Here is a 21,481-nt window from a genome sequence, read left to right as displayed (position 1 = left end):
CGACGTTGTGCCTCTTCTTTGAGGTGCCCTGACTACCCCTACCTTCCCCCATTTGGACGTGGTACGTGCACTCGGGGTCGGCCATAGGGCCCATGGACGGCACTGAGTGCCGTCCGGCTGGCCATCCTGCCCCCTTCGCCCCGATTGGTAAACCGGTCAGAGACGAACACCACCTCCGGCCCCGAGCCGGTGATCGAGCGCCGTGCACCGCCGGCCCGCCCCGACCGTCCGCACCGCCTGCCCCAGGGCCCGCCGCGAGCCCACCAGCACCACGAGCCGCTTTGCCCGGGTTACGGCCGTATAGAGAAGATTGCGCTGGAGCATGGTCCAGGCCCCGGTGGTCACCGGGATCACCACCGCCGGATACTCGCTGCCCTGCGACCGATGGATCGTCACCGCGTAGGCGTGGGCGAGCTCGTCGAGCTCGTCGAAGTCGTAACCGACCTCCTCGTCCTCGTCGGTGCGCACCGTCAGGCGCTGCTCGACCTCGTCCAGGGCGGTGACGACGCCGACCGTGCCGTTGAAGACGCCGTTCACGCCCTTGTCGTAGTTGTTGCGGATCTGGGTGACCTTGTCCCCGACGCGGAAGACGCGGCCGCCGAAGCGGCGCTCGGGCAGGTCGGGGCGGGCGGGCGTGATCGCCTGCTGGAGCAGGCCGTTGAGGGTGCCGGCGCCGGCCGGGCCGCGGTGCATCGGGGCGAGCACCTGGACGTCCCGCCGGGCGTCGAGGCCGAACCGCGCGGGGATCCGCCGGGCCGCCACGTCCACCGTGAGCCGACCCGCCTCCTCGGTGTCCTCCTCGACGAAGAGGAAGAAGTCGGACAGCCCCGACGTGAGCGGTGGCAGGCCGGAGTTGATCCGGTGCGCGTTGGTCACCACGCCCGACTGCTGCGCCTGCCGGAAGATGCGCGTGAGGCGGACGGCGGGGACGGGGCTGCCGGGGGCCAGCAGGTCGCGCAGCACCTCGCCGGCGCCGACGGAGGGGAGCTGGTCCACATCCCCGACGAGGAGCAGATGGGCGCCCGGCGGGACGGCCTTGGCGAGCTTGTTGGCCAGCAGGAGGTCGAGCATGGACGCCTCGTCGACGACCACCAGGTCGGCGTCCAGCGGGCGTTCGCGGTCGTACGCGGCGTCGCCGCCGGGCTTGAGCTCCAGCAGGCGGTGCACAGTGGACGCCTCGGCGCCGGTCAGCTCCGAGAGCCGCTTGGCGGCCCGGCCGGTGGGCGCCGCGAGCACCACCTTCGCGCGCTTGGCGCGGGCGAGTTCGACCACGGAGCGCACGGTGAACGACTTGCCGCAGCCGGGGCCGCCGGTGAGGACCGCGACCTTGCTGGTCAGCGCGAGGCGGACCGCCTCCCGCTGCTCCGGGGCGAGTTCGGCGCCGGTGCGGCCGGCGAGCCAGCCGAGGGCCTTCTCCCAGTCGACGTCCGCGAACGCCGCCAGCCGGTCCTCGTCGCAGCGCAGGAGCCTCGACAGCTGGCCGGCCAGGGAGAGTTCGGCGCGGTGGAAGGGGACGAGGTAGACGCCGGTGACCGGCCGGCCGTCCTCCGGGCCGGGGACGGTCTCGCGGACCACCCCCTCCTCGTCCGCCGCGAGGTCGCCCAGGCACTCGATCACCAGGCCGGTGTCCACCTGGAGGAGCTTGACCGCGTCCGCGATCAGCCGCTCCTCGGGCAGGAAGCAGTGGCCCTGGTCGGCCGACTGCGAAAGGGCGTACTGGAGACCGGCCTTGACGCGCTCGGGGCTGTCGTGCGGGATGCCGACGGACTGCGCGATCCGGTCGGCGGTGAGGAAGCCGATGCCCCAGACGTCGGCCGCCAGGCGGTACGGCTCGTTCTTCACGACGGAGATCGAGGCGTCGCCGTACTGCTTGTAGATGCGGACGGCGATGGAGGTGGAGACCTCGACGGTCTGGAGGAAGAGCATCACCTCCTTGATCGCCTTCTGCTCCTCCCAGGCGGCCGTGATCTTCTTGGTGCGCTTGGGGCCGAGACCGGGGACCTCGATCAGGCGCTCGGGGGCCGTCTCGATGATGTCGAGCGTCTCCAGCCCGAAGTGCCGGGTGATGCGGTCGGCGAAGACCGGGCCGATGCCCTTGACCAGGCCGGAGCCGAGATAGCGGCGTATGCCCTGGATGGTGGCGGGGAGGACGGTGGTGTAGTTCTCCACCGTGAACTGTTTGCCGTACTGCGGGTGGGAGCCCCAGCGGCCCTCCATCCGCAGGGACTCGCCGACCTGGGCGCCGAGCAGCGAGCCCACGACCGTGAGGAGGTCGCCCGCGCCGCGGCCCGTGTCGACGCGGGCCACGGTGTAGCCGTTCTCCTCGTTGGCGTAGGTGATGCGCTCGAGCACCCCTTCGACCACCGCCAGTTGCACCATGGCTCCGACGGTACAGCCGGCCACCGACAGCCCCGGCGGCCCGGGTGCCCGGAAGCGATTCGAGGGGCCCGGTCCGACGACCGGGCCCCTCGCTTCCCCCCTCCGGCTTCCCCTCCTCCCCCCGGATGCCTCCCCCGGGAAGCCGGATGCCACATACGACCCCTGGCGGCGCCGCGGGGTTGCAGCCTGCGCGAAGCGTTACCAATCCTTTACCCAAGGTGCCGGTCCGGGGGGAGGCGCCGGGCAAACAGAAGGGGATGAAGCTCGCGTTCTCCACCCTCGGCGTGCCCGGCCTCCCCCTGCCGGACGTGGTCCGGCTCGCCCGCTCCGACGGCTGGGACGGGGTCGAGCTCCGCGTGCACCCCGAGGAGCCGCTGCACCTCGGCTCCCCGGCGGCCGAACGCCGCGCCGCCGCGCGGCTGTTCGCGTCCGCCGGCGTCTCCGTCCTCGGCGTCGCCGGCTACGCGCGGGCCGCCGCGGACGGGCCGGACGGGCCGGTGCTCGCCGAACTGGGCGCGCTCGCGCGGCTGGCGGCGGACGTGGGCGCCCCGCACGTCCGGGTCTTCCCCGGCGGCGGTTCCGGCACCACCGCCGCGCGCCGCCTCGCGGCCGTCGCCCCGCTCGCCCAATCCCTGGGCGTCCGGCTCCTGTTGGAGACCCACGACGCCCGCCCCCGGGGACGGGACGTCCTGCGGATCCTGGCACTCGTCGGGCACCGCGCCGTCGGGGCGCTCTGGGACGTCCTGCACACGTGGCGCGCCGGCGAGGCGCCCGCCGAGAGCCTCGCGGCGCTGGCACCGCACCTCGGATACGTCCAGGTGAAGGACGTCGCCTCCCGGGAGGACGTGACGCCGGTGCGGCTGGGGGCGGGGGCGCTGCCGCTGGCGGAGTGCGTGCGGACGGCGGGGCGCCGCAGCGAGTGGCTCTGCTGGGAGTACGAGCGGCGGTGGTTCGCGGAGGCGGAGGAGTTCGGGGCGGTCTCGGGGGCGGGGCTGGCGTGTCTGCGGCGCCTGACCGCGGGCGAGGGCTGACGGGCCCGGGGGCTCCGTCAGTCGACCGCCACCCGCACGGCCAGCCCGCCCAGCACCGCCCCCATCAGCCACCGCTGGCCCCGCATCCACCCCGGCCGCCGCCGCAGGAAGGAGGACACGGCCCCCGCCGTGAGCACGATCAGCCCGTGGACGGTGACGGCGACGACGATCTGCGTCAGGCCGAGCAGCAGGCTCTGCACCGGCACCGCCCCCCGCTCCGGATCGACGAACTGCGGCAGCACGGAGACGTACAGCACGGCGATCTTCGGGTTGAGGACGTTGGTGACGAACCCCATCACGAGGAGCCGCCGCCGCGGGTCCGGCGGCAGCGGCCGCGGGTCGAAGGCGGAGGCGCCGCCCGGCCGCAGCGCCTGCCAGGCCAGCCACGCCAGATAGGCGGCCCCGGCCAGTTTCAGGACCGTGTAGAGCACGGGGACGACGGCGAAGAGCGCGGCGATGCCGGCGACGGCGGCCAGCAGGTGGACGAGGAAGCCGGCGCCGACGCCCAGCAGGGAGACGAGCCCGACGCGACGGCCCTGGGCCACCGAACGGGACACCAGGTACATCATGTTGGGGCCGGGGACGAGCACCATCCCCAGCGCCACCAGCGCCATGCCGGCCACCGCGTGCAGACTCACCATGCCGATCATGATGATCCGGCCGACCGTTCAGCACCAGTTCACGCTTCTGCATGATGGGGTGAAGCAGTCCGACAAGGACGACCCGGAAGGAGCATCCGAACGTGCTGGACCTGCCCCGGCTGAGGGCCCTGCACGCCGTGGCCGTGCACGGCTCCGTCAGCGCCGCCGCCCTCGCCCTCGGCTACACGCCCTCCGCCGTCTCGCAGGCGATCGCCAAACTGGAGCGGGAGACGCGCACCACGCTGCTGGAGCGCCGCGGCCGGGGCGTGGTGCTCACGGACGCCGCGGTCCGCCTGAGCGCGACCGCGCGGGAGCTGCTCGTCCTCGTCGAGCGCGCCGAGACGGAGCTGGAGGAGCGGCGCGGCCTGCCCACCGGCCGGCTGACCGTCGGCGCGTTCCCCACCGCGGCGCGCGACCTGCTGCCCGGCGTCCTGGCCCGCCTGGCCCGCGAACACCCCACGGTGGACGCCCGGTTGACGGAGGTGGACCCGCACCTGTCCGTCGGCCTGGTCGCGCAGGGCGTCGTCGACCTCGCCGTCGCGCACGACTGGGACATCAACCCGCTGCCCGCCCCGGAGGGCATGGAGCGCGCCGCCCTGGGCCAGGACCCGTGCGACGTGCTCGTCCCCGCCGGGCACCCGCTGACCGGCCGCGCCGCCCCGCTGAGCACGGCGGACCTGGCGCACGAGCGGTGGATCTGCCAGCCGCCGGGGACCGTCTGCCACGACTGGCTGGTCCGGGCGCTGCGCGCCACCGGGCACGAGCCGGACCTCGTCCACCAGGTCACCGAGTACCAGACCCAGCTCGCGCTGGTCGCCGCCGGGCTGGGCGTCGCCCTCGTCCCGCGACTGGGCCGCGGTCCGCTGCCGTCCGGCGTGGTGGCGCTGGGGCTCGAACCCGTCCCGGTGCGGCGGCTGTTCGCGTACTGGCGCGCCGGCGCCGCCCGCCGCCCGGCGATCACCGAGACCGTCCGGCTGCTGCGCGAGGCCGTCCCGGACACCCCGTAGGACCCGGCCCCGGGCCAGGAACCCGGCCGCCGTCCGCTCCGTCCAAGCGCCGTGCCGCCGGCGAGTCCCCGTGGTGCGGTGCCGGCTCCGCCGGATACCGCGTTGCCGGCCTCCCTCTCCGCCGCCCGCGGCCGGCGGCACGCCGCCGTCCGGTGTGCCCCTTCCGGAGCACCGGCGGCGGCTCCTCGCGGGAGGCCGCCGCACAGGGCGTACGGAGCGGGCGGCGCGCCCCCGGGCACATCCCGCGCTGCTGGCGCACCCCGGTCACGGTCCGGTAACTCTGAACGCGCATCGGGGGTTTGCGGGACGCGAGGGGGACTCCATGCGCCGACCGGCGCTGAACGCCGCGCTGTGCGCGCTCGCCGTGCTCTCGGGGCCGCTCGCGCTGACCGCGTGCCATCCGGCCGGCCGGGCGGGCGCGGACGGCGGCGCCGCGGCGGGCCCGCGCGAGGAGGCCGCCCCGGTGCGTGCCCCGCGCCGGGCGGCGTACCTCGCCCCGGGCACCTGCGCCGGCCCCGGCCCCTCCTTCCCGGAGACGGACTGCGGGAGCGGACGGGCCCGCGCGCGGGTCCTCGCGCGCTGGAACGGGCCGCGGGAGACGGGTCCCCGCTGCCCGGAGCCCACGGACTTCGTCCTGCACCTGTCGGAGGTCGACACCGGCACCTCCGAGGAGGACAGCGCCCCGGAGGGCTACGCCTGCATGCGGAACCTGCGTCCCCCGCACCCGGGCGACCCGGGCGGGGGCGGCGGTCCGCTGACGGTCACCGGCGACTGCGTCCGGACCACGGCACCGGGGGTGGTGAAGGAGACGGCGTGCGACGGCTCTCAACCGCACGCGCCGGAGTACGAGGTGACGGCCGAGGTGGCCGCCCGGACGGACTGCCCGGACGGCACCGACCTCTACGTGGACGTCGGCGGCGGGACGCCCGTGGGGTGCGCCCGCCGCCTGGAGTGAGCCGTCCCGCCCGGGAGTTACGGGCGCAGGAACTGCCGCTCGGTCTTCACGTGGTCGAGCTTCGCGTCGAACGGGGCGAGCGGCCGGGCCGCCTTCTCGTCCTTCTCCACGGCCTTCGGCGCCACGCCCGCCCACTTCAGGACCTCGGCCGTGGCCTTGGCCCGCTCGTCGGCGACGAGCTGCGCGATGGTGGAGCCGTGGTTGCCGCCCGGGGCGTAGAAGCGGAAGTCGTGCCGCTTGCCGGCGTCGCGGCCGAGGCGGAACGGCTCACCGCTCCACGGGTCGTTCTGCCCGTAGACGAAGAGCATCCGCGTGCTGTCGTTGCGCACCCAGCGGTCGACGTCCGCCATCGAGCCCCCGTGCCACTTCATCGTGATGTCCCGGGGCACGTACGAGCGCGGCTGGTTGATGCCGGGGTACTTCAGCAGGCCCTTGAGGTGCGGGTACTTGACGGTGGGCGCGCCCAGCTCGGTGCCCGCCTGGTAGTAGTACGGGGTGAAGCGCTCCAGGCCCTGGTCGGTGTACCCGTCGAAGCCGGAGATGTCGTCGATGAACTTGTAGAGCTCGTCCGTGGACGCCTTGGTGGCGGGCACGGAGGCGCAGTCGCTCTGCAGGTGGTACTGCCAGAACGACCAGACCAGGTCGAGGACGACGTTCTCGTACGCCTTGTCGGCGCTGCCGACCACCTTGAACGTCCTGCCGTTCTCCTTGGCCCACTTCTCGTAGCGGGCGACGATCTCGCCGCGGCGGACGAGCGCCTCGCGCTGCACCGAGTTCAGCTGGGTGCGGCAGGCCTTGTCGCCGACGGTGGCGAAGAAGCGGTCGTACGCCGAGTCCTCGTCGTTGTTCACGTCGTTGGGCGCGACGTAGGCGACGGTGCCGTTCATGTCGTCCGGGTAGAAGCGGCGGAAGTAGGTGGCCGTCATACCGCCCTTGCTGCCGCCGGTGGCCAGCCAGTTCTTGCCGTAGACGGGCTTGAGGGCCCGGTAGAGGCGGTGCTGGTCACTAGCCGCCTGCCAGATGTCCAGCTTCGACCAGTCGGCCGGCTGGGGGCGCGACGGGGTGAAGAACCGGTACTCCATCGACACCTGGTTGCCGTCGACGATGCGCGTGGGCTCGCTGCGGCTGGGGTTGGTGTTGACGTTGTAGCCGGAGGTGAAGAAGACGGTGGGACGGTCGGTGCTCTTGTGCAGCAGCGTGAACCGCTGCTCGAACGTGCCCTTGCCGGGCCGGCGGTGGTCGACCGGCTGCCGGTACGTCATGACGAGGTAGCGGTAGCCCGCGTACGGCTTCTCCTCGACGAGCCGCATGCCCGGGATCCTCAGGATGCGGTCCTTGATGTCGCCGTCGCCGGTGTCCTTGCCGTCCTTGCCGGAAGCGTACGCCGCTCCGGCCGTCGTGCCGCCGACGCCGATCGCTCCTATGAGCACCACCAGCGCCAGCAGCCATCTGAGAGCCTTGCGCATACGCCCTCCCCTGGGTTCGCAAAGGTCGCCGCGAACCTACCGGGGGTGACATGTCCTGCGCCAGACCCATTTTCCGCGGCCCGCGGCAGCGCCGGCCGCCGCGCGCGTGCCGGCGCCTGCGCCGGGACCGACTGCCGCACCGGGCACCGGAATTGAGTACCCGCACCTGAGTACCCGCACTCAGGCGCGGAGGCGGCCGGTCCGGAAGGCTGGACGCATGACGACGCCGACGCCGCTGCCGCCGCCCTTCCCGCCCGCTCCTCCCCTCCCCCCGGCCCCGGCCCGGCGGGCCCGTCCCGTCGTCCTCGTCGCCCTCCTCGTCCTCCTCCTCGCCGGCGGGGGCGCCACCGCCTGGTGGCTGTCCCGTGACACGGACGGCGCGCCCCTCGCCGGGCGGCCACGGGTGACCGACGAACGGGCCGGTCTGTCCTACGCGATACCGGACGGCTGGAAGTCGAACGGCTCCAAGCGCCTGATCGACGCCTTCAGTTCGGCCATCGGCTCACCGCGCGGCACCGTCCTGGCCGGGCCCTCCCGGCCCGTGCCCGAGCCCCGCCTGCGGACCGTCACCGAGCGGGCCGCCCGCTCCAACGCCGAGTTCTTCTACCCGGACCGCGCCGTGCGCCTCGAGGAGTCCCGGCCCGAGGAGGTGGGCGGCCGTCCCGCGCACACCGTCGCCCTGGCCGTCGACGCCGAGGGCGGCCGGGTGGCACACCTGCGCATGACCGTCGTCGCCTCGGACGACCGGCGGGCGGCGTTCCTCCTCGGCATCGCCACGTCCGGCGCGCCGGACGACGTCCGCGAAGTCGACGCGGTCCTGCGCAGCGCCTCGCTCGGGGACTGAGCCCCGGAGGAGACGGAGCAAGGGCGGGACGGGGCGGAGGTCACCCCCGGGACACCGGCGCCGGGTCGCCGGCGAACGTGCGCCACAGCTCCGCGTACCGTCCCCCCAGCGCCAGCAACTCCCCGTGCGTGCCGTCCTCCACGACCCGCCCCCGGTCCATGACCACGACCCGGTCCGCCCGCGCGGCGGTCGTCAGGCGGTGGGCGACGACCAGTGTCGTGCGCCGCCCGGCGAGCCGCTCCGTCGCCTCGTTGACGAGCGCCTCGGTCGCCAGGTCGAGCGCGGCCGTCGCCTCGTCGAGGAGGAGCACGTCCGGATCGACGAGCTCCGCCCGCGCGAGGGCGATCAACTGCCGCTGCCCGGCGGACAGGTTGCGCCCGCGCTCGGCCACCGGATGCAGGTACCCCCCGTCCAGCGTGGCGATCATCTCGTGCGCGCCGACCGCCCGCGCCGCCGCCTCGACCTCCGCGTCGGAGGCGTCCGGCCGCCCGTAGGCGATGGAATCGCGCACCGTCCCGGGGAAGAGGTACGGCTCCTGCGGGACGACGCCCAGCCGGTGCCGGTAGCCGACGGGGTCGAGGTCGCGCAGGTCGTGGCCGTCCACCCGCACCGTCCCGGACGTCGGGTCGTAGAACCGGGCGACCATCTTCACCAGCGTCGACTTGCCGGCGCCCGTCTCGCCGACGAAGGCGACCGTCTGCCCGGCCGGGATCGTCAGGCGGATGCCGTCGAGGGCCGCCTTCTTCTCCTCGCCGTAGTGGAAGTGCACGTCCTCGAAGGCGACTTCGCCGCGCAGCGCGCGCACCGGCCGCGGCTCGGCCGCGACCGGCGTCGAGGTCCGCTCGCGCAGCAGCCCCTGGATGCGGCCGAGCGAGACGGTCGCCTGCTGGTAGCCGTCGAAGACCTGGGAGAGCTGCTGCACGGGGGCGAAGAAGAGGTCGATGTAGAGCAGGTACGCGACGAGCGCGCCGGTGGTGAGCGTGCCGTCGTCCACCCGCCCCGCGCCGACGATCAGCACCGCGGCCGCCGCGACGGACGACAGGAGCTGGACGAACGGGAAGTACACGGAGATCAGCCACTGGCCGCGCACCCGCGCCCGCCGGTAGTCGTCGCTGCGCTCGGCGAACCGCCCGGCGCCCGCCTCCTCGCGGCGGAACGCCTGCACGATCCGCAGGCCGGCGACGCTCTCCTGGAGGTCGGCGTTGACCAGTCCGACGCGTTCGCGGGCGAGTTCGTACGCCTTGACGCTCTGCCGGCGGAAGAAGAACGTCCCGGCGACGAGCAGCGGGAGCGTCGCGAAGACGACCAGGGCGAGCCGGACGTCGATGACCAGCAGGGCGACGAGTATGCCGAAGAAGGTGAGGACGGAGACGACGGCGGTGACCAGACCGGTCTGGAGGAACGAGGAGAGCGCGTCCACGTCCGTCGTCATCCGGGTCATGATCTTGCCGGTCAGTTCGCGCTCGTAGTAGTCGAGGCCGAGCCGCTGGAGCTGGGCGAAGATCTTCACGCGCAGCGCGTAGAGGACGCGTTCGCCGGTGCGGCCGGTCACCCGGGTCTCCGCCGCCTGGGCGGCCCACTGGGCGAGGACGACGAGGAGGGCGAGGCCGGAGGCGGCCCAGACCGCGCCGAGGGCGGCCCGCTCGACGCCCTGGTCGATGCCGTGCCGGATCAGCACGGGCAGCAGCAGCCCGGCGACCGCGTCGAGCGCGACGAGCAGCAGGGCCAGCGCGAGGGGTGCCCCGAAGCCGCGCAGCAACTGCCGCAGCCCGTACGCCTGCTCGGGGCGGGCGGCGCGCTCCTCGTCGACGTCGGGGGTGTCGGTGGCCGGCGGCAGGGCCCTGACCTTGGCGAGCAGCTCGGGGGTGGCCGGCATGCCGGGCAGGTCCGCGTCCGCGTCCCCCTCCTCGCGGCGCACCCACAGGGAGGGGGTGACGCCGTCGACGGGGCGCGGGCGGCGGACGCGGGGGTCCGGGCCGGTCGCGGGGGCGGGCACGGCGGGCGCCGCGGGCGTGTAGCCCGGGGAGACGGAGGAGCCCAGCTCCTCGGGGTCGGTCAGCAGCCGCCGGTAGACCGCGCAGCGCTCCTGGAGTTCGGCCGCCGTGCCGACGTCCACCAGGCGGCCGGCGTCGAGGACCGCGATGCGGTCGGCGAGGGCCAGGGTGGAGGCGCGGTGGGCGATGAGGAGCGTGGTGCAGCCGGCCATGACGCCGCGCAGCGCCTCGTGGATCTCGTGCTCGACGCGGGCGTCGACCGCCGAGGTCGCGTCGTCGAGGAGGAGCAGGCGGGGGTCGGTGAGGATGGCGCGGGCCAAGGCGATGCGCTGGCGCTGGCCGCCGGAGAGGGTCAGGCCCTGCTCGCCGACCTTGGTCGCGTAGCCCTCGGGGAGGGCCGTGATGAACCCGTCGGCCTGCGCGGCGCGGGCGGCGGCGCGGACCTGCTCGTCGGTCGCGTCGGGGACACCGTAGGCGATGTTGTCGCGGATGCTGTCGGAGAACAGGAAGCTGTCCTCGGGCACGAGCCCGATCGCGGCCCGCAGCGAGGCGTGGGTGAGGTCGCGCACGTCGTGGCCGCCGATGCGGACCGCGCCGCCGGTCACGTCGTAGAAGCGCGGCAGCAGCAGGGACAGCGTCGACTTGCCGCTGCCGGAGGCGCCGACGACGGCGACGGTCTCGCCGGGCTCGACGCGCAGCGACAGGCCGTCGAGGACGGGCCGTCCGGGGTCGTAGCCGAAGGAGACGTCGTCGAACTCGACGGTGGCGGGCGCGTCGGCGGGCAGCTCGTGGGCGTCCGGGCGCTCGTCGATCACCGGCTCGGTGTCGATGAGTTCGCAGACGCGCTCGACGCCGGCCCTGGCCTGCTGGCCGACCGTGAGGACCATGGTGAGCATCCGTACGGGGCCGACGAGTTGGGCGAGGTACGTGGAGAAGGCGACGAACGTGCCCAGGGTGATCTGCCCGCGGGTCGCCATCCAGCCGCCGAGGGCGAGCATCGCGACCTGGCCGAGCGCGGGGACGGCCTGGAGGGCGGGCGTGTAGCGGGCGTTGAGGCGCACGGTGCGCAGCCGCCCGGCGAACAGCCGCCGTCCGGCCTCCCGCAGCTTGGCCGTCTCCTGGGCCTCCTGGCCGAAGCCCTTGACCACGCGGACGCCGGTGACCGCGCCGTCGACGACGCCCGCGACGGCGGCGGCCTGGCCCTGGGCCCACCAGGTGGCCGGGTGGAGGCGGACGCGGCTGCGCGAGGCGAGGAACCAGATCGCGGGCGCGACGGCCAGGGCCACGACGGTGAGCAGCGGCGAGAGGACGGCCATCACGACGAGCGAGATGAGGAACAGCAGGACGTTGCCGATCATCATCGGCAGCATGAACAGCAGCCCCTGGATGAGCTGGAGGTCACTGGTGGCCCGGCCGACGACCTGGCCGGTGGAGAGCTCGTCCTGCCGCTTGCCGTCCAGGCGGGCGATGGACGCGTACATCTCGGTCCGCATGTCGTGCTGGACGTCGAGCGCGAGGCGTCCGCCGTAGTAGCGGCGGACGTAGGTGAGGCCGTAGACGACGACCGCGGCGACGATCAGGAGGGTGGCCCAGGGGGCGAGGGGGCGTTCGTGGGAGCCGATGACGTCGTCGATGATCAGCTTGGGTATGAGCGGGACGAGCGCCATGACGGCCATGCCGGCCAGCGAGGAGCCCAGTGCCAGGAGCACGGTGCCCCGGTACCGCCAGCAGTATCCGGCGAGCCTGCGGGCCCACCCCTGTCCAGCCGTTTCCTTCGCCACCCCGGTCCTCCCGCCGTTCACGTGCTACCGGAAGGACCGAACGCCGCGGGGGGCGGATTTCATCCCGCCGGCCGGCGGGCCGCCCTCAGAACCCGGGCACGTACTGGATCAGCAGGTCGATCAGCTTGATCCCGGCGAACGGCGCCACGAGCCCGCCGACCCCGTACACCCCGAGGTTGCGGCGCAGCAGGGCGTGCGCGGACGAGGGGGCGTAGCGGACGCCGCGCAGGGCGAGGGGGATGAGGACGACGATGACCAGGGCGTTGAAGACGATCGCGGAGGCGATGGCGGAGGTCGGGCTGTGCAGGCCCATGACGTTGAGCTTCTCCAGGCCCTCGTAGCCGGCCACGCCGCCGAACATGGCGGGGACGATGGCGAAGTACTTGGCGACGTCGTTGCAGATGGAGAACGTGGTGAGGGCGCCACGGGTGATCAGCAGCTGCTTGCCGACCTCGATGATCTCGATGAGCTTGGTGGGGCTGGAGTCGAGGTCGACCATGTTGCCGGCCTCCTTGGCGGCGGAGGTGCCGGTGTTCATGGCCACGCCCACGTCCGCCTGGGCCAGGGCCGGCGCGTCGTTGGTGCCGTCGCCGGTCATGGCGACGAGGTTGCCGCCGGCCTGCTCCTCGCGGATGCGGGCGAGCTTCTGCTCGGGGGTGGCCTCGGCCAGGTAGTCGTCCACGCCGGCCTCGGCGGCGATGGCCTTGGCGGTGAGCGGGTTGTCGCCGGTGACCATGACCGTGCGGATGCCCATCGCCCGCAGTTCGGCGAAGCGTTCGGCGATGCCGGGCTTGACGACGTCCTTGAGGTGGACGGCGCCCAGCACCCGGGTGCCGTCGTGGTCCTCGACGGCGACGAGGAGCGGGGTGCCGCCGCCGGCCGCGACGGAGTCGGCGATCCAGCGGGCGTCGCGCGGGATCGTGCCGCCGCGCCGGTCCACCCAGTGCAGGACGGCGCTCGCGGCGCCCTTGCGGATGCGGCAGAAGTCGTCCCCGTGGGCGAAGTCGGCGCCGCTCATCCGGGTCTGAGCGGAGAACGGCACGAACCGGCCGTGCGCGAAGTCGGCGTCGTCGCGGTGGATCCCCTGCCGGCGCGACAGGGCGACGATCGAGCGGCCCTCCGGCGTCGGGTCGGCGAGCGAGGCCAACTGGGCAGCGTCGGCGAGGAGTTCACGGGGGACGCCCTTGACGGGGACGAAGGAGACCGCCTGCCGGTTGCCGAGGGTGATGGTCCCGGTCTTGTCGAGGAGCAGGGTGTTGACGTCGCCGGCCGCCTCGACGGCGCGGCCGGAGAGGGCGATGACGTTGCGCTGGACGAGCCGGTCCATGCCGGCGATGCCGATGGCGGAGAGCAGGGCGCCGATGGTGGTCGGGATCAGGGTCACCAGCAGGGCGACGAGGACGGTGATGGACTGCTCGGCGCCCGCCCAGCGGGCCATGGGCTGGAGGCTGACGACGGCCAGGACGAAGACGACCGTCAGCGAGGCCAGCAGGATGTTGAGCGCCAGCTCGTTGGGGGTCTTCTGCCGGCTGGTGCCCTCGACGAGGGAGATCATCCGGTCGAGGAAGGTGTGGCCGGGGCGCGAGGTGATCCGCACGACGATCCGGTCGGAGAGGACGGTCGTCCCCCCGGTCACCCCGGAACGGTCGCCCCCGGCCGCGCGGATCACCGGGGCGGACTCGCCCGTGATCGCCGACTCGTCGATGCTCGCGACGCCCTCGACGATCTCGCCGTCGCCCGGGACCGTCCCGCCCGCCTCGACCACCACGACGTCCTGCGGCCGCAGGTCGGCGGCGGGGACGCGCTGCTCCTCCCAGTCGTACGGGGAGAGGCCCACCCGCCACACGCGCAGCCGGCGGGCGACCGTCGTGCTCCGGGTGCGGCGCAGCGTCTCGGCCTGCGCCTTGCCGCGGCCCTCGGCGACGGCCTCGGCGAGGTTGGCGAAGACGACGGTGAGCCAGAGCCAGGCGCTGATCAGCCAGGCGAAGACGGACGGGTCGAGGAGGGCGGAGGCCGTGGTGAGGACGGAGCCGACCTCGACGACGAACATCACCGGGTTGCGGACCATCAGCCGCGGGTCCAGCTTGCGGACGGCGTCCGGGAAGGCGGTCAGCAGCTGCCGGGGCTCGACGGCCCCGGCGGCCACGCGGCGGTGCCGGCGCGCGCCCCGCGGCCCCCCGGGGGCCGGGGGCGGCGGGGACTCCTGCTGGGGGACGGTCTGCAGCGTCAACGGGGTGGCCTTCGGAAGTCGGCTGGATGAACGGTCACCCAGCCAACTGGCGCGGCCCACCCCGTGACGGCTTCCTTACGGACCCTTGTCGCGCGCGGAGCCCGGACTGACGCGGCCCTTACGCGGCGGCGTTCACGCCTCGCGGGACGCGGCGATCTGCCGCGACATGATCGTCGTCAGCTCGTACGCGGTGTGCGAGGCGGCGACGGAGGTGATCTCCGCGTGGTCGTAGGCGGGGGCCACCTCGACCAGGTCGGCGGAGACGAGGTGGCAGGAGGACAGCCCGCGGATGATCTCCAGCAGCTCGCGGGAGGTGAGGCCGCCGGCCTCCGGGGTGCCGGTGCCGGGGGCGTGCGCGGGGTCCAGGACGTCGATGTCGATGGAGATGTACAGCGGCCGGTCGCCGATGCGCTGGCGGAGCTGGTCGGCGACCTCGTCCACGCCGCGGCGCATGACGTCGGCGGAGGTGACGATGCCGAAGCCCATCTTGGCGTCGTCGTCCAGGTCCTTCTTGCCGTACAGCGGGCCGCGGGTGCCCACGTGGGAGAGGGCGGAGGTGTCGAGGATGCCCTCCTCGACGGCCCGGCGGAAGGGGGTGCCGTGGGTGTACTCGGCGCCGAAGTAGGTGTCCCAGGTGTCCAGGTGGGCGTCGAAGTGGAGCAGGGCCACGGGGCCGTGCTTCCTGGCCACCGAGCGCAGCAGCGGCAGCGCGATGGTGTGGTCGCCGCCGAGGGTCATCATGCGGGCGCCGGTGCCGAGGAGGTCGTCGGCCGCTGCCTCGATGGTCTCGACGGCCTCGTCGATGTTGAACGGGTTCGCGGCGATGTCACCGGCGTCCGCGACCTGCGCGAGGGCGAACGGCGAGGCGTCCTGGGCCGGGTTGTAGGGGCGCAGCAGGCGGGAGGCCTCGCGGATGGCGTTGCCGCCGAAGCGGGCACCGGGCCGGTAGGAGACGCCGGTGTCGAACGGTACGCCGACCACGGCGACGTCGGCGGTGCCGACCTCGTCGAGCCGCGGCAGCCGGGCGAAGGTCGCGGGACCGGCGTAACGCGGTATGCGGGACGAGTCGACGGGGCCGCGCGGGTCGCGGGGGGCGTCGGTGGTCATGCGGAAGCCTCTCGTTCGCTGCCTTGATCGGCCGCCTGGGCGGCTGCCCGGGACATAGGGGGCGCTCCCGAGGGTAGGCGGGGCCCCCGGCCGCGGACATGGACGGAACTGTGAGGACGGCCTCCTCTTATGGACGCCGCGTCCATGGCGGCCACGGCGTCCCGTCCCGCCGCGGGCCGGGGCACAATGACCGCATGCCGACGCCCGCGCCCGTCCCCAGCCGAGACCGGCTCATCGACCACCTCGTCCGGACCCGCATCGCGGGCGTCGTCGCGACGCCCCGGGCCAACAGCCTCGACCACTACCGCAAACTCGCCCACGGCGACCGGCTGCACTGGCTGGGCGTCGAACTGGGCGACCGCTGGCGGGACGAGCAGGACGTCCTGGCGGTGATGGCCGAGCGCTGCGGCGTCAGCGACGACCCGGAGCTGCGCACCGGACCGGACACCATCGACCCCGAACTGACCGTCGCGGCGCTGGAGCGCATGGCGGTCTCCCTGCGCAAGGCGGCCGAGACCCGCCGGCGCGTCCTCCTCGCCACCGGCCACCCCGGCGGCCTCCTGGAGGTGCACCGCACGACGGCCGCCGCCCTGCGGGCGGCGGGCTGCGAGATCGTCGCCGTGCCGGGCGGGCTGCGCACCGAGGAGGGCACGGTCCACCAGATCGCCGGCGTGGCGGTGTACGAGCGGGGGGCCACGCTGTGGCACACCCACTCCCCCGGGCCCATGGCCGCCGTCCTCGACGCCCTGGCCCGCGCGGGCCGCCCGCTGCCCGACCTGGTCGTCGCCGACCACGGCTGGGCGGGATGCGCGGCGCAGCGCGGGATCGACGCGGTCGGCTACGCGGACTGCAACGATCCGGCGCTGTTCCTGGCGGAGGCGGAGGGGTTGCTGCGGGTGGCGGTCCCGCTCGACGACCACGTCGTCGATCCTCGGGCGTACGAGCCGATGACGGCGTACTTGCTGGGTGCGGCGGGGCTGTCGGGGGCTTGAGCCCCTGGCCCGCGGCGAACTCCCCTACGCCTTGCGCCCGTTCCACCCCCGCACGCACAGCCATGTGCCCCCGTACAGCACCGCCGCCTCCACCGCCCGCAGCCCCAGCCGCGATATGAGCCACTCCGCCCCGGTGAGTTCGACCACGCGCTGGTGCCAGAAGAACAGCAGCACCACGCCCAGGACGAGCACGACCGCCCCGCTCACCATCAACAACGCCCGCGACACGACAGGGCCCCTCCCCCACTCGACTACGGGCACAGAGCGTACAAGGGGCCACCGACAGTCCCTCACCCCCGCGGACGCGGAACCCGCACCAGCCCCTCCTGGGTCACGGAAACCGCCAGGCTGCCCTCCACGGTGAAGATCCGTCCCCGCGCCAGCCCCCGGCCGCCCTGGGAGGTCGGGCTCTCCTGGTCGTAGAGCAGCCACTCGTCCGCGCGGAACGGCCGGTGGAACCACATCGCGTGGTCGAGGCTGGCGCCCACCACGTCGCCCACCGCCCAGCCGCCCCGCCCGTGCGCGAGCAGCACGGAGTCGAGGAGCGTCATGTCGGAGACGTAGGTGGCCAGGCAGACGTGCAGCAGCGGATCGTCCGCCAGCTTGCCGTTCGTACGGAACCACACCTGGGAGCGGGGCTCCCGCGCCTCCCCGACGCTGGCGAACGGCGGCTCGTCCGCGTACCGCAGGTCGACGGCGGCCCGCGCCTCCAGCAGCTTGTCCAGCACCTCCGGCCCGCCGAGGAGGCCGGCGTAGCGGGGCAGCATCTCGGCGGCGGTCGGCAGGGCCGAAGGGTCGGGCGCGGCCGGCATCGGCTCCTGGTGCTCCAGCCCCTCCTCGTGGACCTGGAAGGACGCCGAGAGGTGGAAGATCGGCCGGCCGTGCTGGACGGCGACCACCCGGCGGGTGGTGAAGGACCGCCCGTCGCGGATCCGGTCCACGGTGTAGACGATGGGCCGGCCGGGGTCACCGGGCCGCAGGAAATAGGCGTGCAAGGAGTTCGGAGGACGATCCTCCGGTACAGTCCTCCCGGCCGCGACCAGCGCCTGGGCGGCGACCTGGCCGCCGAAGACGCGCGGGATCACGGCGTCCCGGCTGGTGCCGCGGAAGATGTCCTCCTCGATCCGTTCGAGGTCGAGCAGGGCCAGGAGCTCCTCGAGCGGAGTCATGGGTTCGTTCACGTGCGCGCCGTCCTCACAGTCCCATCGACTTGGCGACGATCGAGCGCATGACCTCGCTCGTCCCGCCGTAGATCCGGCTCACCCGGGTGTCCGCGTACAGCCGCGCGACGGGGTACTCCATCATGTACCCGTAACCCCCGTGCAGCTGGAGGCACTTGTCGATCACGACCGCGGCGCGCTCGGTGGTGAAGAGCTTCACCGAGGCCGCGTCGGCGGGCGTCAGCTCCCCCGCGTCGTACGCCTCCAGCGCCCGGTCCACGACGGCCTGCAGGGCGTCGACCTCGGAACGGCAGTCCGCCAGCACGAACTTGGTGTTCTGGAACGCGGCCACCGGCCGCCCGAACACCGTCCGCCCGCGCACGTACTCCAGCGCGAACTCCAGCGCGGCGGCGGACTGCGCGTACGCCCCGACGGCGATGCCCAGCCGCTCCCGCGCCAGGTTGTGGGTGAGGTAGGAGAAGGCCCTGCCCTCCTCGCCGAGGAGGTCCCCGACGGGCACCCGGACGTCGGTGAAGGAGAGTTCGGCGGTGTCCGAGGTCTTGAGCCCGAGCTTCTCCAGCGTGCGGCCGACCGCGTAGCCCTCGGAGGCGGTGTCCACGACGAGGATCGAGATGCCGGCGCGCCGGTCCTCCGGCGACGGAGGGGCCGTGCGGGCGCAGACGAGCACGCGGTCGGCCTGGACGCCGCCGGTGATGAAGGTCTTGGCGCCGTTGAGGACGTAGTGCGTGCCGTCGGCGGAGAGCTTCGCGGTCGTCCGCATCCCGGCCAGGTCGGAGCCGGTGCCGGGCTCGGTCATGGCGATGGCGGTCATCATCTCCCCGGTGACGGACGGGGGCAGCCAGCGCCGCTTCTGCTCCTCGGTGGCGTACGCCAGGAGGTAGGGGAGGCAGAGCGCGGTGTGCGCGCCGGCCCCGCCGAAGCTGACGCCCGCCCGGGCGCACTCCTCGGAGATCACCGCCTGGAACCTGAAGCTCCGCTCGCCCGCGCCGCCGTACTCCTCCGGCACCTCGATGCCGAGGACGCCCAGTTCGCCCAGCTTCCGGTAGAACGCCCGGGGGACGCGGCCGGCCGCGCGCCAGTCGTCGTGGAAGGGGACGACCTCCGCGGCGATGAACTCCCGCAGGGTGGCGCGGAACGCCTCGTGGTCCTCGCCGAACACCGTCCGCCGCACGACTACCCCCTGATTGGGCGCGGTTCCCGCTCTCCCGGCGGCCGAGCACCTGCCGACCAAGCGCTTGCTCAGCGAAAGTTACCGGGCGGTCTCGAACCCTGTCCAGATCCGTCCGCGGCCCGCCGGGGCCGCTCCCGCACCGGAACGATGCCGTCCGGAGCGGGAGTTGGACGCCGTCCGCGCCCCCGCCTCGCCCCGCGCCCCCTCAGTCCGACAGCGCCCCCAGCGCTCCGTGCGCCAGCCGCCGCAGCAGCGCGGCGGTGGCCTCGCGGCCGGGGAGCGCGCCCGGACGGCCCAGGTGCGGAGTGGAGTTGAGCAGGCCGAAGACCGCGTGGACGGCGGCCCGGGCGGTGTCCTCCGTCGCCCCGGGGTGCAGCTTGCGCACCACCTCCACCCACAGCTCCACGTACTGCCGCTGGAGGGAGCGCACCAGCTTGCGGTCGCTGTCGCGCAGCTGCCCCAGCTCACGGTCGTGGAGGGTGATCAACGCCCGGTCGTCCAGGGCGAAGTCGATGTGCCCGTCGATCAGGGAGCCGAGCACCTCGGCCGGCCCGACGCCCGCCACCTCGGCCGCGGCCCGCCGCTCGCGGCCGCCCGCGAGGAGCCGGCCGCTGATGCCGACGAGCAGCTCGGCGAGCATCGCGTCCTTCCCCGCGAAGTGCCGGTACAGACCGGGGCCGCTGATGCCGACCGCCGCCCCTATCTCGTCGACCCCGACGCCGTGGAAGCCGCGCTCGGCGAAGAGCCGGGCGGCCGCCTTGAGGATCTGCTCGCGGCGGGTGGGGGCGGCGGCAGCGATCATGGCCCGCGCGCGGGCGGCCGTGTCGTGCGCGGCGCCGCTCCCGGGGCCCAGGGGCTCGGCGTCCATGGGCTCCCGGTTCACGGGCTCGGGGTTCACGGGGTGCTCGGGGTTCACGGAAGAAATTGTAGACAGGGCGCGTTAGCGGGCGTTAACCTGAAAGGACCCTGTTAACGCTCATTAACAGCGCCAGTACCAGCAGCCAGAACCAGCAGCCAGAACCAGCAAGCACGTGAGACCGGGCAAGGGAGCTCGAAGTCCATGCAGCAGGCACCGGTGCTGACCGGCACCGCAGATCCGGCGTCCGCCGCCTGGCGGGCCAACGAGGCCGCCCATCGCGAGCTCGCGGCAGAGCTGCGCGAGAAGCTCGCGACCGCGCGGCTGGGCGGGGGCGGGCGCGCCCGCGCCCGGCACACCGCCCGCGGCAAGCTGCTGCCGCGCGACCGGGTGGACACCCTGCTGGATCCTGGGTCGCCGTTCCTGGAGATCGCCCCGCTGGCCGCCGACGGGATGTACGACGGCGCGGCCCCCGCCGCCGGAGTGATCGCCGGCATCGGCCGGGTCTCCGGCCGCGAGACGGTGATCGTCGCCAACGACGCCACGGTCAAGGGCGGCACCTACTACCCGATGACGGTCAAGAAGCACCTGCGGGCCCAGGAGATCGCCCTGGAGAACCGCCTCCCCTGCCTCTACCTGGTGGACTCCGGCGGCGCCTTCCTCCCCCTGCAGGACGAGGTCTTCCCGGACCGCGAGCACTTCGGCCGGATCTTCTACAACCAGGCCCGGATGTCCGGCGCGGGCATCCCGCAGATCGCCGCCGTCCTCGGCTCGTGCACGGCCGGCGGCGCCTACGTCCCGGCGATGAGCGACGAGGCGGTCATCGTCCGCGGCCAGGGCACGATCTTCCTCGGCGGCCCGCCGCTGGTGAAGGCCGCCACCGGCGAGGTCGTCACGGCGGAGGAGCTGGGCGGCGGCGAGGTCCACTCCAAGGTGTCCGGCGTCACCGACCACCTCGCCGAGGACGACGCGCACGCCCTGCGCATCGTCCGCACGATCGTCTCCACCCTCGGCGACCGCGGGCCGCTGCCCTGGCGGGTGGAGCCCGCCGAGGAGCCCCAGGCCGATCCCGCCGGGCTCTACGGCGCGGTCCCGGTCGACTCCCGCACCCCCTACGACGTCCGCGAGGTCATCGCCCGGGTGGTGGACGGCTCGCGGTTCGCGGAGTTCAAGGCCGAGTTCGGGCAGACGCTGGTGACCGGCTTCGCCCGGATCCACGGCCACCCCGTCGGCATCGTCGCCAACAACGGCATCCTCTTCTCCGAATCCGCCCAGAAGGGCGCCCACTTCATCGAGCTGTGCGACCAGCGCGGCATCCCCCTGGTCTTCCTGCAGAACATCTCGGGCTTCATGGTCGGCCGGCAGTACGAGGCGGGCGGCATCGCCAAGCACGGCGCCAAGATGGTGACGGCCGTGGCCTGCACCCGCGTCCCCAAGCTGACGGTCGTCATCGGCGGCTCCTACGGCGCGGGCAACTACTCGATGTGCGGCCGGGCCTACTCCCCCCGCTTCCTGTGGATGTGGCCCAACGCCAAGATCTCCGTCATGGGCGGCGAGCAGGCCGCCTCCGTCCTCGCGACCGTCAAGCGCGACCAGTTGGAGGCGCACGGCGAGCAGTGGGGGGCGGACGAGGAGGAGGCGTTCAAGGCGCCCGTCCGCGAGCAGTACGAGCGCCAGGGCAACGCCTACTACGCCACCGCCCGGCTGTGGGACGACGGCGTCATCGACCCGCTGGAGACCCGCCAGGTGCTCGGTCTGGCCCTGACCGCCTGCGCCAACGCCCCCCTGCCCCCACGCGACCCGGCCGCGCCCGGCTTCGGCGTCTTCCGGATGTGAGAGGAGACGT

At 73.8% G+C, this 21,481-nt stretch carries 16 protein-coding genes; 6 read left to right on the top strand and 10 right to left on the bottom strand.

Annotation, left to right across the window (positions count from 1 at the left end):
* Nucleotides 1-156: 156 nt before the first annotated feature.
* Complete coding sequence (recD2, locus tag AC230_RS29620) at nucleotides 157-2,379, bottom strand: SF1B family DNA helicase RecD2 (RefSeq protein ID WP_049719394.1); 2,223 nt, start codon at nucleotides 2,377-2,379, stop codon at nucleotides 157-159.
* A 257-nt stretch (nucleotides 2,380-2,636) separates the two neighbouring features.
* On the opposite strand from recD2, the gene AC230_RS29615 reads away from it, so the two are divergent.
* On the top strand, nucleotides 2,637-3,410 hold the full coding sequence (locus AC230_RS29615; protein WP_049719393.1) for a sugar phosphate isomerase/epimerase family protein: 774 nt from the start codon (nucleotides 2,637-2,639) through the stop codon (nucleotides 3,408-3,410).
* 17 nt (nucleotides 3,411-3,427) lie between these two features.
* Here AC230_RS29615 and AC230_RS29610 read toward each other — a convergent pair whose 3' ends face one another.
* Nucleotides 3,428-4,051 (bottom strand): LysE family translocator, encoded by a 624-nt coding sequence (locus AC230_RS29610; protein WP_049719569.1) that lies wholly within the window; start codon nucleotides 4,049-4,051, stop codon nucleotides 3,428-3,430.
* Nucleotides 4,052-4,152: 101 nt separating this feature from the next.
* On the opposite strand from AC230_RS29610, the gene AC230_RS29605 reads away from it, so the two are divergent.
* Together AC230_RS29605 and AC230_RS29600 are read left to right on the top strand one after the other, a co-directional pair.
* Complete coding sequence (locus AC230_RS29605) at nucleotides 4,153-5,058, top strand: LysR family transcriptional regulator (protein ID WP_049719392.1); 906 nt, start codon at nucleotides 4,153-4,155, stop codon at nucleotides 5,056-5,058.
* Nucleotides 5,059-5,380: 322 nt separating this feature from the next.
* Nucleotides 5,381-6,013 carry a hypothetical protein gene (locus AC230_RS29600; protein WP_078871668.1) on the top strand — a complete coding sequence of 211 codons (633 nt, stop codon included), beginning with the start codon at nucleotides 5,381-5,383 and terminating at the stop codon, nucleotides 6,011-6,013.
* Between the two features lie 17 nt (nucleotides 6,014-6,030).
* Here the strand turns inward: AC230_RS29600 and AC230_RS29595 are convergent, their stop codons facing one another.
* On the bottom strand, nucleotides 6,031-7,479 hold the full coding sequence (locus tag AC230_RS29595) for a S28 family serine protease (protein WP_049719391.1): 1,449 nt from the start codon (nucleotides 7,477-7,479) through the stop codon (nucleotides 6,031-6,033).
* Nucleotides 7,480-7,696: 217 nt separating this feature from the next.
* On the opposite strand from AC230_RS29595, the gene AC230_RS29590 reads away from it, so the two are divergent.
* Nucleotides 7,697-8,323: a hypothetical protein gene (locus AC230_RS29590; RefSeq protein ID WP_049719390.1), complete on the top strand. Its 627-nt coding sequence runs from the start codon at nucleotides 7,697-7,699 to the stop codon at nucleotides 8,321-8,323.
* Nucleotides 8,324-8,363: 40 nt separating this feature from the next.
* Here AC230_RS29590 and AC230_RS29585 read toward each other — a convergent pair whose 3' ends face one another.
* The 3 genes from AC230_RS29585 to speB all read right to left on the bottom strand — a co-directional run bounded on the left by AC230_RS29585 (nucleotide 8,364) and on the right by speB (nucleotide 15,435).
* Nucleotides 8,364-12,026, bottom strand: a complete 3,663-nt coding sequence (locus AC230_RS29585; protein ID WP_241833402.1) for an ABC transporter ATP-binding protein — start codon at nucleotides 12,024-12,026, stop codon at nucleotides 8,364-8,366.
* A 157-nt stretch (nucleotides 12,027-12,183) separates the two neighbouring features.
* The gene (gene kdpB / locus AC230_RS29580; RefSeq protein WP_422125653.1) at nucleotides 12,184-14,328 is read right to left on the bottom strand and encodes a potassium-transporting ATPase subunit KdpB; all 2,145 of its coding nucleotides are present in this window, start codon (nucleotides 14,326-14,328) and stop codon (nucleotides 12,184-12,186) included.
* A gap of 132 nt (nucleotides 14,329-14,460) precedes the next feature.
* The gene (speB, locus tag AC230_RS29575) at nucleotides 14,461-15,435 is read right to left on the bottom strand and encodes an agmatinase (RefSeq protein ID WP_049719388.1); all 975 of its coding nucleotides are present in this window, start codon (nucleotides 15,433-15,435) and stop codon (nucleotides 14,461-14,463) included.
* Between the two features lie 194 nt (nucleotides 15,436-15,629).
* Here speB and AC230_RS29570 point away from each other — a divergent pair, with 194 nt between their 5' ends.
* Nucleotides 15,630-16,427 carry a phosphatase gene (locus AC230_RS29570; protein WP_049719387.1) on the top strand — a complete coding sequence of 266 codons (798 nt, stop codon included), beginning with the start codon at nucleotides 15,630-15,632 and terminating at the stop codon, nucleotides 16,425-16,427.
* Between the two features lie 24 nt (nucleotides 16,428-16,451).
* Here the strand turns inward: AC230_RS29570 and AC230_RS29565 are convergent, their stop codons facing one another.
* From AC230_RS29565 to AC230_RS29550, 4 genes are all read right to left on the bottom strand, one after another.
* Nucleotides 16,452-16,655 (bottom strand): hypothetical protein, encoded by a 204-nt coding sequence (locus tag AC230_RS29565; RefSeq protein ID WP_157868686.1) that lies wholly within the window; start codon nucleotides 16,653-16,655, stop codon nucleotides 16,452-16,454.
* A gap of 62 nt (nucleotides 16,656-16,717) precedes the next feature.
* Nucleotides 16,718-17,596 (bottom strand): acyl-CoA thioesterase II, encoded by an 879-nt coding sequence (tesB, locus tag AC230_RS29560; RefSeq protein WP_049719566.1) that lies wholly within the window; start codon nucleotides 17,594-17,596, stop codon nucleotides 16,718-16,720.
* Nucleotides 17,597-17,621: 25 nt separating this feature from the next.
* The gene (locus AC230_RS29555) at nucleotides 17,622-18,779 is read right to left on the bottom strand and encodes an acyl-CoA dehydrogenase family protein (RefSeq protein ID WP_049719385.1); all 1,158 of its coding nucleotides are present in this window, start codon (nucleotides 18,777-18,779) and stop codon (nucleotides 17,622-17,624) included.
* A gap of 205 nt (nucleotides 18,780-18,984) precedes the next feature.
* The gene (locus AC230_RS29550) at nucleotides 18,985-19,581 is read right to left on the bottom strand and encodes an SACE_7040 family transcriptional regulator (RefSeq protein ID WP_049719565.1); all 597 of its coding nucleotides are present in this window, start codon (nucleotides 19,579-19,581) and stop codon (nucleotides 18,985-18,987) included.
* Nucleotides 19,582-19,839: 258 nt separating this feature from the next.
* On the opposite strand from AC230_RS29550, the gene AC230_RS29545 reads away from it, so the two are divergent.
* Entirely contained in the window at nucleotides 19,840-21,471 is a 1,632-nt protein-coding gene (locus AC230_RS29545; protein WP_049719384.1) for a carboxyl transferase domain-containing protein, read from the top strand.
* Nucleotides 21,472-21,481: the final 10 nt, after the last annotated feature.

The organism is Streptomyces caatingaensis, from assembly GCF_001187435.1.
Lineage (GTDB): Bacteria > Actinomycetota > Actinomycetes > Streptomycetales > Streptomycetaceae > Streptomyces > Streptomyces caatingaensis.
Note: the sequence above shows the minus strand (reverse complement) of the source record. Positions and strands in the feature narration are given on the sequence as shown.

Bases quoted from the DNA above. Each gene is read 5' to 3' on its own strand.
- recD2 (WP_049719394.1), bottom strand. From the start codon at position 2,379: ATGGTGCAACTGGCGGTGGTCGAAGGGGTGCTCGAGCGCATCACCTAC.
- AC230_RS29615 (WP_049719393.1), top strand. From the start codon at position 2,637: ATGAAGCTCGCGTTCTCCACCCTCGGCGTGCCCGGCCTCCCCCTGCCG.
- AC230_RS29610 (WP_049719569.1), bottom strand. From the start codon at position 4,051: ATGGTGAGTCTGCACGCGGTGGCCGGCATGGCGCTGGTGGCGCTGGGG.
- AC230_RS29600 (WP_078871668.1), top strand. From the start codon at position 5,381: ATGCGCCGACCGGCGCTGAACGCCGCGCTGTGCGCGCTCGCCGTGCTC.
- AC230_RS29595 (WP_049719391.1), bottom strand. From the start codon at position 7,479: ATGCGCAAGGCTCTCAGATGGCTGCTGGCGCTGGTGGTGCTCATAGGA.
- AC230_RS29590 (WP_049719390.1), top strand. From the start codon at position 7,697: ATGACGACGCCGACGCCGCTGCCGCCGCCCTTCCCGCCCGCTCCTCCC.
- speB (WP_049719388.1), bottom strand. From the start codon at position 15,435: ATGACCACCGACGCCCCCCGCGACCCGCGCGGCCCCGTCGACTCGTCC.
- AC230_RS29570 (WP_049719387.1), top strand. From the start codon at position 15,630: ATGCCGACGCCCGCGCCCGTCCCCAGCCGAGACCGGCTCATCGACCAC.
- tesB (WP_049719566.1), bottom strand. From the start codon at position 17,596: ATGACTCCGCTCGAGGAGCTCCTGGCCCTGCTCGACCTCGAACGGATC.
- AC230_RS29550 (WP_049719565.1), bottom strand. From the start codon at position 19,581: ATGATCGCTGCCGCCGCCCCCACCCGCCGCGAGCAGATCCTCAAGGCG.
- AC230_RS29545 (WP_049719384.1), top strand. From the start codon at position 19,840: ATGCAGCAGGCACCGGTGCTGACCGGCACCGCAGATCCGGCGTCCGCC.